19 protein-coding genes are annotated in these 19,854 nt (G+C 63.7%); 4 read left to right on the top strand and 15 right to left on the bottom strand.

Features of this window, described 5'->3' with window-relative positions; translation table 11 throughout:
- Nucleotides 1-13: 13 nt before the first annotated feature.
- Nucleotides 14-883, top strand: a complete 870-nt coding sequence (locus BJP62_RS03925; RefSeq protein ID WP_070526785.1) for a transglutaminase family protein — start codon at nucleotides 14-16, stop codon at nucleotides 881-883.
- A 162-nt stretch (nucleotides 884-1,045) separates the two neighbouring features.
- On the opposite strand, the gene BJP62_RS03920 is transcribed toward BJP62_RS03925, so the two are convergent.
- From BJP62_RS03920 to BJP62_RS03905, 4 genes are all read right to left on the bottom strand, one after another.
- On the bottom strand, nucleotides 1,046-1,702 hold the full coding sequence (locus BJP62_RS03920; protein ID WP_070526782.1) for a hypothetical protein: 657 nt from the start codon (nucleotides 1,700-1,702) through the stop codon (nucleotides 1,046-1,048).
- Between the two features lie 85 nt (nucleotides 1,703-1,787).
- The gene (locus BJP62_RS18260) at nucleotides 1,788-2,231 is read right to left on the bottom strand and encodes a hypothetical protein (protein WP_070526779.1); all 444 of its coding nucleotides are present in this window, start codon (nucleotides 2,229-2,231) and stop codon (nucleotides 1,788-1,790) included.
- A 59-nt stretch (nucleotides 2,232-2,290) separates the two neighbouring features.
- Complete coding sequence (locus tag BJP62_RS03910) at nucleotides 2,291-3,226, bottom strand: GTPase family protein (protein ID WP_083300685.1); 936 nt, start codon at nucleotides 3,224-3,226, stop codon at nucleotides 2,291-2,293.
- A complete protein-coding gene (locus BJP62_RS03905; protein WP_083300684.1) occupies nucleotides 3,226-3,561 on the bottom strand; it encodes a hypothetical protein in 336 nt (111 codons plus the stop codon). Before BJP62_RS03905 ends, BJP62_RS03910 begins: the two co-directional genes overlap by 1 nt.
- Before the next feature lie 168 nt (nucleotides 3,562-3,729).
- Between BJP62_RS03905 and BJP62_RS03900 the strand changes: the two genes are divergently transcribed.
- Nucleotides 3,730-4,077: a helix-turn-helix domain-containing protein gene (locus BJP62_RS03900; RefSeq protein WP_070526774.1), complete on the top strand. Its 348-nt coding sequence runs from the start codon at nucleotides 3,730-3,732 to the stop codon at nucleotides 4,075-4,077.
- A gap of 21 nt (nucleotides 4,078-4,098) precedes the next feature.
- Here the strand turns inward: BJP62_RS03900 and BJP62_RS03895 are convergent, their stop codons facing one another.
- The 5 genes from BJP62_RS03895 to BJP62_RS03875 form a co-directional block, all read right to left on the bottom strand.
- Nucleotides 4,099-5,082 (bottom strand): hypothetical protein, encoded by a 984-nt coding sequence (locus tag BJP62_RS03895; RefSeq protein WP_070526771.1) that lies wholly within the window; start codon nucleotides 5,080-5,082, stop codon nucleotides 4,099-4,101.
- A 28-nt stretch (nucleotides 5,083-5,110) separates the two neighbouring features.
- Nucleotides 5,111-6,088, bottom strand: coding sequence for a YqaJ viral recombinase family protein (locus BJP62_RS03890; RefSeq protein WP_070526768.1), 978 nt, complete (start codon nucleotides 6,086-6,088; stop codon nucleotides 5,111-5,113).
- A gap of 97 nt (nucleotides 6,089-6,185) precedes the next feature.
- Nucleotides 6,186-6,590 carry a hypothetical protein gene (locus BJP62_RS03885; RefSeq protein ID WP_145927090.1) on the bottom strand — a complete coding sequence of 135 codons (405 nt, stop codon included), beginning with the start codon at nucleotides 6,588-6,590 and terminating at the stop codon, nucleotides 6,186-6,188.
- Nucleotides 6,591-6,613: 23 nt separating this feature from the next.
- Entirely contained in the window at nucleotides 6,614-7,567 is a 954-nt protein-coding gene (locus BJP62_RS03880) for a DUF932 domain-containing protein (protein WP_070526762.1), read from the bottom strand.
- 252 nt (nucleotides 7,568-7,819) lie between these two features.
- Nucleotides 7,820-9,385 (bottom strand): tyrosine-type recombinase/integrase, encoded by a 1,566-nt coding sequence (locus BJP62_RS03875; RefSeq protein WP_168163785.1) that lies wholly within the window; start codon nucleotides 9,383-9,385, stop codon nucleotides 7,820-7,822.
- Nucleotides 9,386-9,967: 582 nt separating this feature from the next.
- On the opposite strand from BJP62_RS03875, the gene BJP62_RS19275 reads away from it, so the two are divergent.
- Nucleotides 9,968-11,827, top strand: coding sequence for a glycosyl hydrolase family 8 (locus BJP62_RS19275; protein ID WP_168163784.1), 1,860 nt, complete (start codon nucleotides 9,968-9,970; stop codon nucleotides 11,825-11,827).
- Between the two features lie 263 nt (nucleotides 11,828-12,090).
- On the opposite strand, the gene cysG is transcribed toward BJP62_RS19275, so the two are convergent.
- The 4 genes from cysG to egtB all read right to left on the bottom strand — a co-directional run bounded on the left by cysG (nucleotide 12,091) and on the right by egtB (nucleotide 16,321).
- Nucleotides 12,091-13,482, bottom strand: coding sequence for a siroheme synthase CysG (cysG, locus tag BJP62_RS03865; RefSeq protein WP_070526753.1), 1,392 nt, complete (start codon nucleotides 13,480-13,482; stop codon nucleotides 12,091-12,093).
- Nucleotides 13,483-13,561: 79 nt separating this feature from the next.
- Entirely contained in the window at nucleotides 13,562-14,125 is a 564-nt protein-coding gene (locus BJP62_RS03860) for a hypothetical protein (RefSeq protein WP_070526749.1), read from the bottom strand.
- 42 nt (nucleotides 14,126-14,167) lie between these two features.
- Nucleotides 14,168-15,088, bottom strand: a complete 921-nt coding sequence (gene egtD / locus BJP62_RS03855; RefSeq protein ID WP_070526746.1) for an L-histidine N(alpha)-methyltransferase — start codon at nucleotides 15,086-15,088, stop codon at nucleotides 14,168-14,170.
- A 30-nt stretch (nucleotides 15,089-15,118) separates the two neighbouring features.
- Nucleotides 15,119-16,321, bottom strand: a complete 1,203-nt coding sequence (egtB, locus tag BJP62_RS03850) for an ergothioneine biosynthesis protein EgtB (protein WP_070526743.1) — start codon at nucleotides 16,319-16,321, stop codon at nucleotides 15,119-15,121.
- A gap of 172 nt (nucleotides 16,322-16,493) precedes the next feature.
- On the opposite strand from egtB, the gene BJP62_RS03845 reads away from it, so the two are divergent.
- A complete protein-coding gene (locus tag BJP62_RS03845) occupies nucleotides 16,494-16,799 on the top strand; it encodes a c-type cytochrome (RefSeq protein ID WP_070526740.1) in 306 nt (101 codons plus the stop codon).
- Nucleotides 16,800-16,850: 51 nt separating this feature from the next.
- On the opposite strand, the gene BJP62_RS03840 is transcribed toward BJP62_RS03845, so the two are convergent.
- Nucleotides 16,851-19,115, bottom strand: coding sequence for an arginine/lysine/ornithine decarboxylase (locus BJP62_RS03840; protein WP_070526738.1), 2,265 nt, complete (start codon nucleotides 19,113-19,115; stop codon nucleotides 16,851-16,853).
- 339 nt (nucleotides 19,116-19,454) lie between these two features.
- Nucleotides 19,455-19,850 (bottom strand): prepilin-type N-terminal cleavage/methylation domain-containing protein, encoded by a 396-nt coding sequence (locus tag BJP62_RS03835; protein WP_168163783.1) that lies wholly within the window; start codon nucleotides 19,848-19,850, stop codon nucleotides 19,455-19,457.
- Between the last annotated feature and the right edge of the window lie 4 nt (nucleotides 19,851-19,854).

Below are 19,854 nucleotides of genomic sequence, written 5' to 3'. Positions count from 1 at the left end.
TGATGGATCCGAAATGAACCGGCGGCACTGCTTCAAACTGGGTGTGACCTTCGTGGGCGGGCTGCTGCTGGCGCCGTTCGGCATGTCTGCACTTCCTACTTCCACGACCGTGCGCCGGCAACTGCGGCTGTCGGTCGTGCTGACCAATCCGTTGAACGAGCCGCTACAGGACCAAGTCTTGTGGTTGTACGTGCCCGCAGCCGAGACTGCGACGCAAACCCTGCAAGGACTCTCGGTCTCGATGGCACACGAGGTGCTGACTGATGAGCTTGGGCATCGGTTCGTCAAACTGAGCTTGCCTCAACTCGCCCCTTTGGCCAGCAAAACGGTCAGTATCGCTGCCGACCTGGACATGCGAGTGGAGCCCTTGGCTGCGCTCTTGGCACAGCCCTCGTCCTGGCTACAGGACGAACGCTATATCGAAGTTCGTGATGCACGGATGCAAGCCAAGGCTGCCGAGCTCAAGCGCGACACTGCGCTCGCTACCGGGCGTGCGATCTACGACTGGGTGCGGCAGTCGATGCACTACGCTGGATACATCGCCGACGACCTCGGTGCGCTGTACGCCCTGACGCAACATCGGGGGGACTGTACCGAATACGCCTATCTCGCCGCTGCCTTGGCGCGTGCTTGCAGCATTCCTGCACGCATGGTGGGGGGCTATGTCTCGGACCGAAATTTTGTACCGCGGCCGGAGGAATACCACAACTGGGCCGAGCTCTATATCGATGGCGCCTGGCGCTTGCTGGATGCGCAGAAAGAAAACTGGCTCGCCCCGGCGGATCAATACATCGCGTTCCGGTTCTACCGCGATAAGGTCATCAATCCAGTTGGCCTGGCGCATCGGTTTTTAGTGCAAGGAGCGATGCAGGTGCGTGCCTGATCATTTAGTGTTGTTCTTTTCGACAACGACCGCGTGTTGTCTGGACTGCCCCGGCTCCTGTCGGCACCCCAGTCCTATCTATCCAGCAAAAAATGATTGGACCAGCCCGCCCACCAGCCCAAGGGCTGGTGGGCTATGCCGTTTGCTTGGGCGTCGATACAGCTATCTTGCGGCCTGCCAGCCGTTGTCGGTCTTGACCATCGGGATCGTACCGGTGAAGGCGATCCCGACGTCCTCGGCATACCGTTCGACCGGCTCGACGCCAGAGAAGAGCTCCCGTACCAGCGCTGCATTGAGACCTGGGCAGGCTTGCACTAGATTGGCGGCCATCTGGTGCTTGGCGTTGATCGGGGCACTTTCGAGTTGCTGATCGCCGGTCAATACGTCGCCGATGACAGCCTGATACGCCTTCCAGCGATCAGGGTAGGCGACTTCAAAGTCGCTGGCGAGGCTCCCGGGATTCGCTTTGACCCAGGCGTCCTGATCGGTATCCCAGGCACTGCGGACTTCCTTGGCATGCGTCACCTTGGTTTTCAAGGCCTGGAAATATGCAGGGTAGGTTTCGCTGGCAAACCGTTTGATGTCGGGCGTCGGGGTGAGGTCGATCGTGTATTTGACGTCGACCTGGTAGTTGCGCTCGCCCTGGGCGATGCCGTTGACCTTCTCGAATTTCGATACCGACAGGTATTGGCAGTCGGCCAGCGTGGATGCGATGGCTTGCTTCGCGTCGCTGTCGGAAGGGCCGCTGGAGCAGGCCGTGAGCGAGATGGCGGAAGCGATCAGTAGCGAAGTGGTCAACAAGGCCTTGATGGGCTTCATGGGGATGTTCCTGAGAATGGGAAGCGTGGCGCCACCGGTCACGCAGGGTGCCCGGGACGATGGCGAGGTGGATTGCGGCATCGGCTTAAAAAGCGGTGCTGCAGCTGAACGATTTCGACTTCGTCGCCGGCAGGACCTTGGCGGCGTCTTTGAGCGGGAGCTTGATCAGCATGCCGTCTGCGGTGCGGGCTTGCAGCGTCTTGCCGCTACGCAGTGCATCCCACAGCCCGTAGAAGGTGTTGCTGCCAGCGCGGGAATCGGTCTTGTAGGGCGTCTGGTAGGGACGGCCATCGATCAGCAGATCGAAATCCCGACCGGCGTAACTGCCGTACTCGCGTTGGCCGGCCTTGAGGATCATGGCGACCGGACGACTGTCGTTGCAGGCGATATACAACGAGTTGTGACCACTGACTGTGGTGTACTCGTCGGTTCCCTGGCCCCAAGCCGAGGACCAGCGTCCATCTTCGCCATATGCCAAGGCCTGGGTTGAAATGACCAGCGCGAGACTGGCCAGCATCGTTCTCTTCATGTTGAACTCCTGGTGTGAAATGGATCGACGCGATCCGGTGGTCGGTACGGAGAGGCGGGCTACAACCGGCGGAACAAGCGCTTCGCCAGTGCGGCCAGGCCGTCGATGATCAGTGCGGCGCTGTCCTTGAGTAGTTCGGTCACCGCCTGTTTGACGGTGTCCCACAGCCCTTGCTCGGCATCCTCGCGGGCCTGGTCGGACACATGCTCGCTGCGGGCTTCACGCAGCAGTCCCCAGCGGCGCTCCTGCGGCAGCGTGCGGATGAGGGTGTCGAGCAGCCCGATCAGGCCGAACCCCCACGTCGCCGAGACAGTGCAGATCTGCTCGGGGGACACGCCGAAGTGCTGGCTGACTCGCAGCACTTTGGCGTGGATGCTGCCGGCCTGTGTCGGACCGGGTTGCTGTTGTTGCCAACTCCATTCGTGACTGGGTTCGATCTTGTCGACCTGGTTGATCACGAACAGCACCGGAATGCCGGCACGAGCCGCATACGGCCGGACCACGTCGTTGTAGAAACGCTCGTCGACACTCAGGGCCCGGTCGTCCGCCTTGATGACCCAGAGAATCAGATCGAGCTCGGGCAGCATGTCCTGGTACATCGCCGCATACTCGACATCCCGCGCCTGGCTCTCGCCGACGCCGGGCATGTCGATCAGCGCGATGCCCTTGCCCTGGCGATACGCCAGCGTCAGCTCCTGCGGGGCCCGGGTGCAGGCGTCGACGGCACTGACCTCGACTTCGTCCTGACCGAACAGGGCATTGCACAGCGCCGACTTGCCGGCGCCGGTCTTGCCCAGCACACCGACGACGGCCTGATAGTTCACGACGGCGAAGATCCGTTCGCGCAAGACCTGCAACTGTTCGGCATCAAGGCGAACATGTCGGGCCAGATCGGCCAGCACGGCTTCTGCGAGCGGTACACCCTCCGGCAATGGGGCGACCGACTGGGCGGGATGCGTCGGATCTCCCGCTTGATCCTCCAATGGGCGCTGCATCACATTGCCAGCCCCATGACGTTGCGCATGAACCCGGTGTACGCCAGATAACCGACAAACCAGCCGATCGCTTGCGGCCCGACCAGCCAGAAGACCCGCTTGCGCAGCATGTCGATGCTGTCACGCGCCATGATCAGGTCGGGATGCACGAAGCGGCGGAAGCTGTCGCCGGCGAACATCCCCACGGCGGTGAAACCGCTGCCGACCAGCAGCGAGACCAGATGACCGAAGAAGCCCAACCGGACATTGGGGTTGAACAGGATGAGCAAGTGGATGAACAGGAAAATCCCGAAGCAGATCAGCAGGGATTTCAGGAGTCGTTGCTGTACAGACATGTCAAAACCCTCGTAGTGATTGAAGTGAGTGGACGCAGGCAAAGTCAAAGTGGGGGAGTGGATGTGCAACGTAAGTTGCATATCAACCTATTGAGTTGTATTTCAACTTTGCAACACCTTCCTGTCAACGCGTTGGCAATCAACTATTCAGGTTGATCAGGAGGTGAGATGGACGCGATCGACGTCAAGGCCCTGCAACAGACCATCGGCAAAGCCATTGCCCGGCGCCGGCAAGCGACCGGGCTGACCCAGGAACAGGTCGCCGAACGGCTGAAGATCGGCAACGAAGCCGTGTCGCGGATCGAGCGCGGCAAAGGCATGCCGACCGTGGCGCGACTGGCCGAACTGGCAGCGATCTTCGACTGCGACATCGCCGACCTGCTGCACGAGGTCAGCCCGCGGGCGCAGGATCAGGCGCAACACCTGGACCGCTTGCTCGACCGGCTGGATGCGCAGGACCGGACGCTGGTACTGGAGATCGTCGAACGCCTGGCTGAAGGACTCGGCAAGCGTTAGTGCCCTTGCCGATAACGGCAGTCAGCCATTGGCGGGCATTGCACCCGCCGTCGGTTCGGCCGGCTTGCCGAGCTGGGCAGTGAGCCGGGTAGAACGCGCTGGTGTTCGTGGCGCCGGCTTCGTTGCAGTAGGGGCGCAGCCTGAAGCCAGGGGCTGATCGATTGCCGAAGTGCTGGTCGCGTTCAAAGCCCCTTCGTCCTGCACCGGATAGAACTCTTCCAGCACCTGCGGTAGCTCCTCGGCGCTGTCCTCGAACTGGCCGTTTTGCAACAGCGTGCGTGCCGTCGCTTCCAGCTGCGCCGTATCGACGCCGGCCTGCTGATGCCGCAAGGCCTCATCCCGGGCAAAGCACACCGCCTCGGCCAGGCTGTCGTCATCTCGCAAGGTCAGGTCGACGAAGAACACCGGCGCCCGATGTGACTGGGTCGTGCTCTTGGCCCGTAGCCGCAACATCAACGGCAGATGCTTGGTGTTGCCGCCACTGACCGCCTCGAAATACTGCAACCGTGCTGCCAGCGTCCGCACTGAGTTGTAGCCGGTGGTGCGGAAGATGAAGCTCCCCAGCGCATCGTTCTGACCTTCGACCTGCACGTTCAGGCGCCCATACAGCTTGCAGCCCGTCGCCTTGGCGAACGGGCAGTGCTCCGGTGTCGGGCACGCCAGCTCCTCGATCCCTTCGCCGGTGACGCGCTTGGCACACTCGCCATTGCCGACACACAACGGCCGACCGCTGCTCCGGTCGAACGCACTGAACTCCGCCCGCAGATTCAGCGCACTGTCGTTGAACAACAGCCGCACCGGAATCGCCCGCAGTTTCCGGTTCGGACTGGCCTCGGCCAGTGGCTGATGCAATGGATGCAAGACCCAGCCTTCACGGGTCTGCACCTGCGTCGTCAACGTGAAACCGTCATCCTTCTCCGGCAGCCACTTGCCGTTCTTCTCGACCAGATGGCCGATGCTGATCCGCCCGATCACCGGCGGGGTAATCGCGAGTCCTTTGATCATCACAATCTCCATAAACAAAAAACCCGGCTCAAGGCCGGGTGGGTTGGATCAGAAAGCGTCGGGTTCCGGCGATCGGTTTGGTGTATTGCTGTAACAGCTCGGGATGCTCGGTAGACAATCGTTCCATGTCCGCAGCAACGCGATCCTTGCTGCGCTTCCAGCTCACCCGGCCAGTACTGAACAAGGCACCGGTCGCCGAACCCAGGACGTGCTGAATGCGCTGCTGCAACACCGCGACCTGGGTCTCGATCGCTTCCCGTCGTTGCTTCAACTGCAACAGCGTCGCGAACATGTCGTTGAACTCCGGCGAGTCCGACAGATCCACCACCTGACCATCGTCGTGCGGAAACAGCCACTGCAACGCCGAGCCCGCATCAGCCGAGCCATCGGGTGACGGCTGGGTATCCGACGCCACGCACTGCCAGAACGCAGCTTCACGCGCGACCAGATCGGCGATCCGCTCCTCATCGCGTTCCACCCGGTAGATCCGGAAATCCTGCCCGCCGATCAGTACCGCCACATCGGCCCAGGCATGCCCGGTCACCGCCAACTGATGCAACACCTGGCATTGGTACGCCACCGGAATGCCATCCTCCCACTGCGGTGCACTTTGGTAACCGGCGGTCTTGATCTCCAGAATCCCCGCACCGTCCGGTCCGGCGACCACGGCCCGATCCAGATTCGCCAGCATGAAACGATGCTCCGGATGCTGCAGTACCGCATTCACCCGTCGCACCCGCGCACCGGTACGCTCGGCATAGACGTTCGCCAGTACCGGTTCCAGCACTTGCCCCCAGATCACCGCCTCCTTCAAGGACAGATCGTCCGGCGCCTTGCGCCGGGTCTTCTCCAGCCACAAGGACAAGGCACTCTTGTACGGCGACAAACCCACCGCTGCAGCGGCATCGCTTGAGCCGATGCCCCGCAGCCGCAACTGCAACCATTGCTCCCGGTCGAGCCCGACCGTCGATGCCAGCCGCAAGGCTTGGCCTGATGAATTGCGCATAGCACCTCCAGAAACAAAAATGCCCGGCGCAAAGCCGGGCAATGAATGAGAACAAGAAGAGCGAGAGACCAAGGACACAAAGGACAGCCCGCACCGGTTACGCTGCGGGCTTGGCCCCCAACCACTGGATCTCCCAGTCGCCGTACCAGCAACCGGCATAAAACAGCATGTCCTGCTCGAAGCGCAGCGGATCGGCGCCGTACATCGGGCCGGTCTCGCCACCATCGCTGAAACCCAGATTGATCGAATCCAGGTAGGTGATGTGCGCCCAATCGATGGGACCGATGCGTGGTCCGTCGAACCCCCAGTCGTCGAGTTCCTCGTCTTTGGCATGCCGGCCATGATGCAAGGTCAGATACATACCCGGCGGCGGTGACAAGCTACGGAAACCGCAGCCCCAGCTGTGCCGGGCCAGCAGCTGCTGCAGTTCGGCCTGCACACAGAGATAAGCAAGATTGGGCGGCAAGTGGATCAGTCGCACAGGCAATGTCGTCGAAGGCATGAATCGTCTCCAGCGCAGACGGCTCAGGCCAGCAAGGCCGCTGCTTGCTGCAGTGCCTTGCCCTTCAGCTGTGCACCCTGACCGAACCAGGCTGAATCCAGCCGATGATCCTGCGAACGGGCACGACGTTGATGATCGACATACTCGGTGACCGCATTCAGCAAGCCCCAGGCTGTACCGCGTGAACCCGGCAACAGCGAGCCCATACCGGCGCCGCTATACAAAGCAGTGAGCTGTTGCATCGCCCTGGATGCGGGCACACCGGCGACATCGTGCACCTGCTCGTCCAGCAATTCGCCGAAGAATGACGTCGCCTCGATCGCCGACACCGGCCGTTGCGCCAGTTGCTTGATATTGGTGATGAACGCCTCCCAGCCCGACAGCCCCAGACCCAGCGCCTCCTTCACCGCAGCCGGATCGAATCGGGTCGAGTGCGGCACCTTCACCGCACCGGAGCGATCGCCGACGACCATCTGCAGCGTGTTGTTGCAGACCACCCGCACCGACGTGAACTGTGCCGTCGTGCACAAGGTGCCATCGCAACTGGTCGCCAGCAGCAGATAGGCCTTGACCTTGTCACCGCCGCGAATCAACGCATCCTGACCGGTGCGGGCCAACGCCCACAACTTGCGCCCGCCCTTCAGCACGCCGGCCGTCTCGAGCTCGAAACCACCAGCCGCAACCAGGTCGTTATAGAAGTGCAGCACCTCAGCCGGCTGCACCACCTGATAGCGCTTCGACACCACCGACAACGGTGCTAGCGTATCCGAGCGGTACAACACCTTCGAATCGGCATGGGTACGGATGTGCATGCCATCACTGGCCACGTTGAACAGCACATCGCTCTGATCGATTGACCAGTCCATACCGGCCTCACGCTGCCAGACATCGATGGGTTGATGTGCCGACAACTGATTGCCTAAACCATGCCAAGGCGCTTCACGAACGAAAGCCATGGATTCAACGAGATGGGACATGAGGGGCTCCAGAAAGCAAAAACCCCGGCACAGGGCCGGGGTTGGATGAGGGGAGCAGGGCAATCAGTGCCACTGCAGGCAGCGCATGGTCGCGGATCGTGAGTCCTTGGCTACTCTGCTTGAGTGATATGTGGCTGAAATTTTCTGGAATTATGGGAGTGATGAAGGGGGTCGCACCAGAGCACGGACTGATTGTGGGTCGCTGAGCGGCCGGCGCCTTACTGCTAAACGCAATATGGCGGGTTTTTGGAACTAAGCTTGCTTCAGCCTCACCTGATTGCTAGCTTTGGCAACATCGGGCAATTGACCGGCTTGGCATTCCGCCTGCGCGGTACCCAGCGCGTTGAGTGCAGCACAGCGATCCTCCCATTGTGAGAAGCGCACATAGCGTGCTGTGACACCGTGATCGTTGGCATGCGCCAGCACGCGCTTGATGGTATCCCAATCCGCGCCGGTGACTTCACATAAGCGTGTTGCAGCAGTGCGGCGCAGATCGTACAGCGTCCACTTACCCGCGCTTAGGTTGTAGCGGTCAAGGTCCTGCCGTGCCCGTCGGCACTTCAGACGTTTGGCAAGCCGAGCTTGATAAGCATTCTCTCTCTCTCCGTCTTGCCGGTAGAACTGTCTGGCGGTGATGTCGTTGCCAACATTGGAGCGCAACACATGGTCGTTTTCCTTGATTGGCGCGGGAAACACGAAGTCGCCAGTGCGAATCGCGGCCATTTTCTGCAACTGTTCAAGTGCGAAGTCGGACAGGTGAACGTGATGCATCTTGCGTGCCTTCATGCTGCCTGCCGGAAAAATAATGAGTCGCTTTTCCAACACCACCCAGTTCCAGCGTAACCGCACAGCTTGGTTGCCACGCACTCCGGTCGCCAGCATGAAGCAGATCATGGACTTGCCGGTGTTGGCTTGCGTGCTGGCAGGGAGCTTGTTGTGAAGCAGCTCCACCAGTTCGGCAAAACTCAAGGCGCGCCCGGCCTTGTCGTCCTCGCCGTCCTCACCGATGGCTTCATCACCATGCTTGGCAAGGTATGCAGCGGCATCAAAATTCTCGGCCTTCTGTTGCGCCTTAGGGTCTTTGGACTTGGTTGGCGGATCAAGCTCTAGCAGTGGGCTACCGGAAGCAACATAACCTCGCGCTTTGCCCCATTTGGCAACTTGCCGCACCAACGTCAGCACCTTGTTTGCTGTCACCGCATTGCCGTCCAGCCGCATACGATCGAGGTGATCCAGCAACGGCTTGGTATCCACTTCCTTGATTTTCAATAGGCCGATAACAGGCGCGACATGACACCGCCAGTGCGATTGCCGGACGGCCCTCCAGTGAGCATCCAATGTTGCACCGTGTAGCTCATCCCACTGCGCGAACAGCGTGTTCATCGTGGGTGCGGCGGCTTCGGCAGCAACGGCTTTGGCGGCGGCATCGGCTTCGCGCTGAGCGGCGAGGCGTCGATTATGTTCTTGGCGTCTCGCCTCTTCGAGGTCGGCTTGGTTTTGGCGACGTAGTTCGATGGGGTCGATCTTGTTCCGCACCTGCTCGCGGTAGGTGTTTCGACGTGCGCGGATTTCTGCCAACGAGTCAACGGGCCAAGCTCCGCAACCGATTTCACGCTGCTTGCTGGTATCAGGACTGCGGAATTGGTAGACGAATGACACACTCACGCTGCCACTGCCGCGTACTTGTCCAACCAGTCCGCCACCGTCATTGACGCGCTCACCGTGCTGTGCGGTCTTGATCGCTTTTAGCGTTTTTTCGGTCAACCTGTTTTCGTTTGCCATACCCATGCCCTCAAGGAGGAAGCTGTACCCCGACATGTACCCCGACAAAATGGTACGCTCATATGGGACGATACTAGATCTCATGAGACAATGAATCTGCCTAGTTCATTGAAATTGTTGTGATTTATTTTTATCTTCAAAATAACCTGAGACTGTCTTGGATGTGGAAGTACTAGCTTCCTAAGCTGAATGTCACAGGTTCGATCCCTGTCGGGCGCACCAATCAAATGCAAGGGCTTGCGAGCATATGCCGCAAGCCCTTCTTGTTTTCTAAGAAGCTCTCCGGCCCGAACCGCGTCCCGACGAAATCGCGGCGCGCAACTGGCCGGCTTCCAGGGCACGCCTCGCGAGTCCGGAAACCTGCTGATTTCCTTTCGCTGATCTCCGCTTTTAAGGCCGTCCCGCCGGGACGCCATGGCCGGGTGCCGTCGGCGTGTGGCGATGGCGACGCCGGTGCAAAAAACGACACCGCCCCCGGCCATCCTGCAAAAGCCGACGGAAGTCGGTCTGGTCCGCGAGCCGTTTTCCAGTTCACTGACAATGTGCTTTCCAAAATCTGATTTGCTTGCGCCGGTGCGGTCACCGGGCGCGGCAAACGTGTCGAGAGGAGCGCATCCGGTGTTACCCCGCCTGAAAAGAACCGTTGTCCTGATGCTGGCCGTGGGCCAGTTCGCGCTGTTCCCGGCCAGCCCTGCGCTGGCTTACGTAGCGGGCACGATCACGCCCGCCGTGGTCGATCAGTACCAGATGCTCAATCAGGTCGACACCGCCTATTCGGCCTGGAAGGCGCGCTATCTGCGCCAGGACCCGCAGGACGGCGGCCGGCTCTATGTCTGGTTCGGCGCCGACACCGGCAAGCAGGTGGTGTCGGAAGGACAGGGGTTCGGCATGCTGGCGGTGACGCACATGGCGGCGCGGGACCCGCAGGCCAGGGCCACGTTCGACGCGCTGTTCCGCTATTACCGTGCCCACCCGACGCTCAACAGCCCGTGGCTGATGGCTTGGGCGCAGTCGCTGTCGGGCAACCGGCTGGTCGATACCGACGGCCAGAGTTCGGCGACCGACGGCGATCTCGACGCGGCCTATGCCTTGCTGCTGGCCGACCGGATCTGGGGCTCGGGCGGGGCAATCAACTATCGCGACGAAGCCCTCAAGACCATCAACGCGCTGATGGACAAGGTGGTCAACCAGTCCGAATGGACGCTCAAGCTCGGTGACTGGGTCAGCGACGCCGATGCGACCTATGGCAAGGGCCTGCGTGGTTCGGACCTGATGTTCAACCACCTGCGCGCGTTTCACGAGGCAACCGGCGATGCCCGGTGGCGCTCGGTGCTCGACAAGAGCTACGCCATTGCCGATTCGGTGTTCCGCGCTCACGGGCCGAACACCGGCTTGCTGCCCGATTTCATCGTCAAGCAGGGGGGGGATTACAGGCCGGCGCCCGCCGGCTTCCTGGAAGGGGCCAACGACGGCAATTACAGCTGGAACAACTGCCGCGTGCCCTGGCGCCTGAGTCTGGATTACCTGATCAATGGCGACACGCGCGCGCTGCCCTTGCTGCAGGCGCTGAACCGCTGGGTCAGTACCACGGCAACCGGCGGCGATCCGGGCCGGATTTACGGCGGCTACACGCTGGACGGCACCGCGCTGAACCCGTACTTCCAGATGGCGTTTGCGGCGCCGTTTGCGGTGAGCGCCACCATCGAGAGTGGCAACCAGGCCTGGCTCAACGCCTTGTGGACGCGCATCGCGGCGGCGCCGGTCAACGAATACTATTCGGACTCGATCCGCCTGCTGTCGATGATTGCCGTGGCAGGACTGTGGCAGCAGCCAAAATACACTGCTACGCCTACGCCTACGCCTACGCCTACGCCTACGCCTACGCCTACGCCTACGCCTACGCCTACGCCTACGCCTACGCCTACGCCTACGCCTACGCCTACGCCATCGGCTTGCACCGCACCGGCCTGGGTGGCCGGCACCGCGTACAACGGCGGGGCCACGGTGAGTTACAACGGGCGCAGCTATTCGGCCAAGTGGTGGACGCAGAACGAAAATCCGGCGGGCAATGCCGGCGAAGGCAAACCGTGGAAGGATCTGGGGACTTGCAGCACGGTGCCCACGCCAGCACCATCGCCGACTCCGACTCCGACTCCGACTCCGACTCCGACTCCGACTCCGACTCCGACTCCGACTCCGACTCCGACTCCGACTCCGACTCCGACTCCGACTCCGACGCCGACGCCGACGCCGACGCCGACGCCGACTCCGACTCCGACTCCGACGCCGACGCCGACGCCGTCCGGCGGAAGTTGTCCGGCACCGTGGCAGGAAGGCAGCGCGTATCAGGTCGGTACGCTGGTCGAATACGGCGGCGTCCGCTACCAGGCCACGGTATCGCACGTGGCCCATGTCGGGGCAGGCTGGGCGCCGGCGACGACGCCATCGCTCTGGAGCAACAAGGGGGCGTGCAGGTAGCACGGGCAGGGCGCCATCAACCCAGGCATATCCTGCCGGATGAGCCGTCAGCGGGTGGTGCAGGCCATCACCCGGTCGAGCCGATTGCCTGCGTCAACAGCCCCGCGCCCCTCAAGGCGCGGGGCTTTTGCCTGCCATCCGCTGAAGGTCGCCATCCGATCGCCGGAGTGGGAGTCGTAGCTTTTCTTCCCGAAAACCCGCCGGCGGGAAGGCCGTACCAAGCCGCTGTTTTATTGTCTGACTGAACCGGGCTTGAACAGTTGCTAGGCCGAAGGGGCGCGCCAGCCCAGCTTGCCGTGCAGGCTCACGACCGAGCCGACGATGATCAGCGCCGGTGGCTTGATGCCGTGCCGGGTTATCAGTGCCGGCAGGCTCGCCAGCGTGCCGGTGAGCACGCGCTGCTCGGCCGTCGTCGCCTTCTCGACGATGGCGGCCGGGGTGCCGGCATCGCGGCCGTGGGCGATCAGCTGCTCGCAGATGTGCGGTGCCTGCTTCACGCCCATGTAGATCACCACGGTTTCCGAAGGGCTGACCAGCCTCGGCCAGTCGAGCTCGATCGCGTCGCCGCGACGGTGGCCGGTGACGAAGGTCACCGACTGGGCGTGATCGCGGTGGGTCAGCGGGATGCCGGCGTAGCACGACGCGCCGGACGCCGAGGTGATGCCGGGAACGACCTCGAAGTCGACGCCGGCGGCCGCCAGTTCCTCGATTTCCTCGCCGCCGCGGCCGAAGATGAACGGGTCGCCGCCCTTGAGCCGCAGCACCGTCTTGCCGTCGAGTGCCAGTTTGACCAGCAGCCGGTTGATGTCTTCCTGCGGCAGCGCGTGGTTGTTCGATTTCTTGCCGACGTAGATCCGCTCGGCATCGCGGCGGACGAGTTCGATGATCGCGGGGGCGACGAGGTTGTCGTAGAGCACGACGTCGGCCTGCTGCATCAGCCGCAGCGCGCGGAAGGTCAGCAGGTCCGGATTGCCGGGGCCGGCACCTACGAGGTAGACCGCACCGCGCTGCAGCGCGGCGGCGTCGCTATGCGCGAGGCGCTGTTCGAGCTCGGCCATTGCGCCGGCCTCGTTGCCGGCCAGCGCCTTTTCGGCCGCAGGCCCTTCGAGGGCGGTTTCCCAGAAGCGCCGGCGGGCGCGTTCGTCGCCGAAACGGGTCTTGACCCGTTCGCGCAGCGCGCCGGCCAGCCTTGCAAGTACGCCATAGCCGTGCGGCAGCGTCGCTTCGATGCGTGCGCGCAGCTGGCGGGCGAGCACCGGTGCGGCGCCGCCGGTCGAGATCGCGACCATCAGCGGCGCGCGGTCGATGATCGACGGGACGATGAAGCGGCACTTCTCCGGGGTGTCGACGACGTTGACGAGGACGTTGCGGGCCTCGCACTCGGCGTGCACCTGCGCGTTGACGGCTTCGTCGTCGGTCGCCGCGATCACCAGCCGCATCCCGTCGATGTCGGCCTGGTCGAATTCGCGTTGCGCATGGGTGATCTCGCCACGGTCGCGCAGCGCGGCCAGTTCGTCGGCGAGGTCGGGTGAGACGACGATCAGTTCGGCGCCGGCGGCGAGCAGCAGACGCGCCTTTCGCAGCGCGACGTCGCCGCCGCCGACGATCAGGCAGCGCTGGCGCCGGAGATTGAGGAAAAGCGGAAAGTAATCCATGGCCTGGCCGGAGTAGTGGTTCAGCTGCGATTGTAAGGCCTTGCGCCAGCCGGTGTGACGATCGCGCGACGCTTCCGCATCAGCGTTCGAAGCGCACGCTGCGGATCCGGTCGTAATAGGTGCTGAATCGCCCGACCTCGTTGTAGCCGAACAGGTCGCAGTTCGCATCGGCCGTTCCCGACAGCACGGTGCCGTCGACGAGTTCGATCTTGAGTCTGGCCTTGGCATTCGGCGACGCGTGGTCGTCGGCGTGAAGCACGTCGAAACCGGCCATCCGCTCGAACGGGACGGATTGCCCCGAGTCGAGCGGAATGTCGTGAGCGACCGATATGCAATTGCTGAACGAGCCGGCGCGAAAGCGGGTCAGGGTGCCGTCGCGGTGAAGCACGACGGCCGTCGCATCGGACCAGGCGCGGGCCGTTGCCGGCGCCGGGAGCGCTGCGCTGGCCGTGGCACCTTGATTCGGCGACGGCGTTGCTGCTACCCCGCTCGGCGGCGCGCCGGGCGGGGCTTTGCCGCCGAGCACGCCGTACTGGAACAGCAGCGCGACCAGGCCGGTGATTGCGGTGACGGCGGCGGCGAGTGCCGTCAGTACGCCCGGCAGCGTCTGCCACCAGCTCGAGGGCTTCTTCGGTTCGGCCATGTCGGGTGCTCCGCTGGCGGCGAGTCCGGCGCGCGGGGCGGGTCAGCCGTGCCGCAGCAGCTGCACCGACATCAGCCCCTGCGGATCGGTCCAGCTCGCTTCGACCTGCCAGCCCGCGCCGGCGGCAAGCGCGGCAAAGCGCGCCGTGGTGTACTTGTAACTGTTCTCGGTGTGGATCGTCTCGCCGTGTTCGAATTCGAACACGCAGCCGTCCACGCGCACCGTCTGCGCCCGGGTCGCGACGAGATGCATCTCGATCCGGCACTCGCTTGCGTTGTAGAACGCGTGGTGGCGGAAGGCGGCCGGGTCGAGCGTGGCGCCGAGTTCGCGCTGCAGCCGCGTCAGCATGTTCAGGTTGAAGCGGGCGGTGACGCCCGCAGCGTCGTTGTAGGCGGCGTGCAGCGTCTCCGGCGATTTTTCCAGATCGACGCCGACGATGAAGACCGCGCCGCGGCCGAGGATGTGCGCGGCCGTACGCAGAAAGTTTGCCGCTTCGTGCGGCTCGAAGTTGCCGATCGTCGAACCGGGGAAGAAGCCGGCCTTCGGGTGGCCGGCCAGCTCGGCGGGCAGGGCGAAATCGGCGGTGAAGTCGGCCGCGATCGGGTAGACCGGCAGCGTCGGGTGGTCCTGGGCGAGCTCGACGGCCTCCTGATGCAGCAGCTCGGTCGAGATGTCGACCGGTACGTAGGCGGCAAGCCGCGGCAGCGCGTCGAGCAGGGTGCGGATCTTGGTGCTGGCGCCGCTGCCGAACTCGACCAGCACGCTGCCCTCGGCGATATGGCCGGCGATCCCGGTCGCGTTCTGCCGCAGGATGTCGAGTTCGGTCCGGGTCACGTAGTACTCGTCGAGTTCGGTGATCGCGAGGAACAGCTCGGCGCCGGCCGCGTCGTAAAAGTACTTGGGCGGCAGGCGCTTCGGTCTGGTGCCGAGTCCGGCGATCACATCGGCCATGAATGCGTCCATGCGCGTCTCCTTGTCCGTTCGGCAGTCTGTTCAGCGGGCGAGCCGCAGCCCGCTGAACTGCCAGCGCTGGTGCGGGTAGAAGAAGTTGCGGTAGCTCGGCCGTGCGTGGCCGCGCGGCGTCACGCACGAGCTGCCGCGCAGCACCAGCTGGTTGATCATGAACTTGCCGTTGTACTCGCCGAGCGCGCCGGTCGTCGGCCGGTAGCCGGGGTAGGGTGAATACGCGCTGCTCGTCCACTGCCAGACGTGGCCGAAGGCATTGCCGAGCGCGCCGCCGGCCTCGGCGGCCTCCCATTCGGCCTCGGTCGGCAGGCGCTGGCCGGCCCAGCGGGCAAAGGCGTCGGCCTCGTAGTAACTGATGTGGCAGACCGGCAAGCACGGGTCGATCTCGCGCAGGCCGCCGAGCGTGTGGCTGTGCCAGACGTCGTCGATCCGGCACCAGTACAGCGGCGCCTGCCATTGCTGCGCGAGTGGCCAGCCGTCGGAGAGCCACAGCGCCGGCGTGGTGTAGCCGCCGTCGGCGATGAAGGCCAGCCAGTCGGCGTTGCTGACGAGTTGTGCGGCGACGGCCGCATCCTGCAGCCAGGCCGTGTGCTGCGGCGTTTCGTTGTCGAAGGCAAAGCCACCGCCGCGATGACCGACCGGATGGGCGCCGGCGCGCAGCGCGATGGCTTCCGTACTGGCCGTTGCCGGCACCGGCCAGCGCCAACCCTCGCGGGCAGCCGGGTACAGCGGATTGTGCGACAGCGCATGGAGGATGTCGGTACAGATCAGTTCCTGGTGTTGCTGCTCGTGCTGCAATCCCAGCTCGAGCACCGGCGCGATCCGGTGCAGCAAGGCATCGGATGCGCCACCGAGCAGCGCGGTCATGGCCCGGTCGACATGGGTGCGGTAGTCGCCGACCTCGCCGGCCGACGGCCGGGTGATCAGCCCGCGCTGCGGACGCTCGAAGCGCGGGCCGACCGAGACATAGTAGGAATTGAACAGGAAGGCGTAACGCGGATCGAAGCAGCGGTAGCCGGGGAGATGCGGCTGGAGCAGGAATTGTTCGAAGAACCAGCTGACGTGGGCGCGGTGCCATTTGGTCGGGCTGGCGTCGGGCATCGACTGGACGGTCTGGTCTTCGGGTGACAGCGGTGCCGCCAGTGCTTCGGTTTCGGCGCGAATCCGGTGGTAGCGATCCAGCCAGTCCGCCGCCGTGACTGGCCGACAAGGCATGCTCGGAGCGTTCATCCCGTCGTCTCCAGCTGGGCGAATGCCCCAACATAGGCAAGCCGGCCGGCCGTCGCCAGCCGCGTCCGCGGGACGGTCGCTGGCGGGCGCGACAAAACCTTGATCTGGCGCGACCGGCTACCCGGGCGGCCGTGTTAACGTCATCGCTTCTCATTCTCCCCGGAAGCCCGCCATGCCGATCCGTCTCCTTGCCTGTCTCGCCCTTTTGGCGGCTGCGCCGGTCTGGTCGCAGACGCCGCAGCAACTGGCCAACAGCAAGAGCTGCATGGCGTGCCACAGCGTGACGCAGAAGATCGTCGGCCCCGGTTTCAAGCAGGTTGCCGACCGCTATCGCGGCGACAAGGCGGCGCCGGCGAAACTGGCGGCGAAGATCCGCAAGGGCGGCTCGGGCAGCTGGGGCAGCATGGTCATGCCGCCGGCCGCAGTGACCGACGCCGAGGCGCAACAGCTGGCCAACTGGATCCTGTCGCAAAAGTAGCGGCCAAGAAAAAGCCGCCCCGTAGGGCGGCTTTCTGGTCGCGGGCGGAGATTACTCGACCACGCAATCGACGTAGTAGCGCTTGTCGCCACCGACATCCTCGATCACTAGGCCGTGGATGTAGGTCTCGAAGCCGGGGAAGCGGGCGTTGAATTCGCGCACGAAGCGCACGTAGTCGACGATGGTGGTGTTGAACACCTCGCCCGGTACCAGCAGCGGAATGCCCGGCGGGTAGGGCGTGAACATCACCGCGGTGATCCGGCCTTCGAGTTCGTCGATCGGCACGCGCTGGATCTCGCGGTGCGCCATCTTGCTGAACGCCTTGGCCGGCTTCATCGCAGGGGTCAGGTCCGACAGGTACATCTCGGTCGTCAGCCGCGCGACGTTGCGCGCCTTGTAGATGCCATGGATCTGCTGGCACAGATCCTTCAGGCCGACGCGCTCGTACTGCGGATACTGCTGGACGAATTCCGACAGGCAGCGCCACAGCGGCGTGTTCTTGTCGTAATCGTCCTTGAACTGCTGCAGCGCGGTCAGCATCGTGTTCCAGCGGCCCTTGGTGATGCCGATGGTGAACAGGATGAAGAACGAGTACAGGCCGGTCTTCTCGATCACCACGCCGTGTTCGGCCAGGTACTTGCTGACGATGGCGGCCGGGATGCCGCTCTCGTCGAACTCGCCGTGCACGTTCAGCCCCGGCGTCAGGATCGTCGCCTTGATCGGGTCGAGCATGTTGAAGCCTTCGGCAATGTCGCCGAAGCCGTGCCACGCTTCGCCGGCCTTGAGCATCCACGCGTCGCGGTGGTCCAGGCCTTCGTCGGTCAGGTCGTCCGGGCCCCAGACCTTGAACCACCAGTCTGCGCCGTATTCTTCGTCGACCTTGCGCATCGCGCGGCGGAACTCCAGCGACTCGGCCAGCGATTCCTCGACCAGCGCGGTACCGCCCGGTGCTTCCATCATCGCCGCGGCGACGTCGCACGAGGCGATGATCGCGTACTGCGGCGACGTCGACGTATGCATCAGGTACGCCTCGTTGAAGATGTCGCGGTCGAGCTTGTTGTCCTCGGCGTCCTGCACCAGGATCTGCGACGCCTGCGAGAGGCCGGCGAGCAGCTTGTGCGTCGACTGGGTCGAGAACACCATCGAATCCTTGCAGCGCGGCCGGCCCTCGCCGATCGCGTGGTAGTCGCCGTAGAAGTCATGGAACGCCGCGTGTGGCAGCCAGGCCTCGTCGAAATGCAGCGTCTCGATCTCGCCGTCGAGCAGACCCTTGATTTCCTCGACGTTGTACATCACGCCGTCGTAGGTCGACTGGGTGATCGTCAGCACGCGCGGCTTCACATCCGGATTGGCTTCGAGCTTCTCGCGGCAGAACGGGTTGGCGAGCATCTTCTTGCGGATGCTTTCCGGCTCGAATTCGCTGCGCGGAATCGGCCCGATGATGCCGTAGTGGTTGCGCGTCGGCGTCAGGAAGATCGGCACCGCACCGGTCATCATGATCGCGTGCAGGATCGACTTGTGGCAGTTGCGGTCGACCACGACGATGTCGCCCGGTGCAACGGTGCTGTGCCAGACGATCTTGTTCGACGTGCTGGTACCGTTGGTGACGAAGAACAGGTGGTCGCAGTTGAAGATGCGCGCGGCGTTGCGCTCGCTCGCCGCCACCGGGCCGGTGTGGTCGAGCAACTGGCCGAGTTCGTCGACGGCATTGCAGACGTCGGCGCGCAGCATGTTCTCGCCAAAGAACTGGTGGAACATCTGGCCGACCGGCGACTTCAGGAACGCCACGCCGCCCGAGTGGCCCGGGCAGTGCCACGAGTACGAGCCGTCCTGCGCGTAGTGCGTCAGCGCGCGGAAGAACGGCGGCGCCAGCGTGTCGAGGTAGCTTTTCGCTTCGCGGATGATGTGGCGCGCGACGAACTCCGGCGTGTCCTCGTGCATGTGGATGAAGCCGTGCAGCTCGCGCAGCACGTCGTTCGGAATGTGGCGCGCGGTGCGCGTCTCGCCGTACAGATAGATCGGAATGTCCGGGTTGCGGCGGCGGATCTCGGCGACGAAGGTGCGCAGGCTGTTCAGCGCGTCCTGGGTTTCCTGCGGCGTGCCGCCGCCGAACTCCTCGTCGTCGATCGACAGGATGAAACCGGCCGCGCGGCTCTGCTGCTGCGCGAAACTGGTCAGATCGCCGTAGCTCGTGTAGCCGATGACATCCATGCCCTCGGCCTCGATCGCCGCGGCAAGCTCGCGGATGCCGGAGCCACTGGTGTTTTCGGAGCGGAAGTCTTCGTCGATGATGACGACGGGGAAGTAGAAACGCATGCGAGTGTCCTTGTAAGCACTGGCTGCGCTGGCGGCACGGGACGGCGAGGAGGCGCTTTACCCGGCCTGAGGCGCTGAGGTAAATGGGGCGCGGCGCCTCTGGCGAAGGAGGAGCTTCCCCCCACGTTGCCGGCCTTGGACGTCCCGGAAAGGGCGGTATCTTAAACGAGAAATGTGTCGGTAGATACCTTTTCTTCCCAGCGCCCTGGCGTGCCGTCAGCGCGCTTCGGCGCAGTAAAAAAAACAGCTGGCGCCCATGGGAAGGAAGCCAAGCCATTCCAGTGGTGACCGAGGCGAGCGCTTCAAGTTTCACAAGATCGCGCACCGCCGTCGGATTGGTCAGGATGGCGGTGCGGCCACTGCGCCCGCGTTATGCGGCACGTTGCTCATGACGACGACGCGTTGGCCTGCATTCTGCGCATCGGTCCAAGCAACCGTGACCTGGACACGATTGCTCGCTGCACCAGCTCCTACGGCGGTGGTCACCGTAAATGACGTCGTGCGCCCGGTGACCGTTGTCGCGCCGGCCGCGACCGCGCCAGCCGTTTGCAGCATCGCCTGCCGTGCCTCTTCCAGCTTCGTTTGCGCGAGGAAAACGGCTTCATTGCGTTCGCCGGCCAGCATCGTGCCACGCATCATTTCGCCTTGAAAGCGAGCGAGGACAATTGCCGCAACGCCGATGATGACGGCGGAAATCAGTACCTCGATCAGGCTGAAACCGTTTTGCTTTGACATCGCA

This window comes from Jeongeupia sp. USM3 (assembly GCF_001808185.1).
Taxonomy (GTDB): domain Bacteria; phylum Pseudomonadota; class Gammaproteobacteria; order Burkholderiales; family Chitinibacteraceae; genus Jeongeupia.
The sequence above is the reverse complement of the archived record's forward strand: the minus strand, read 5'-3'. Positions and strand labels throughout refer to the sequence as shown.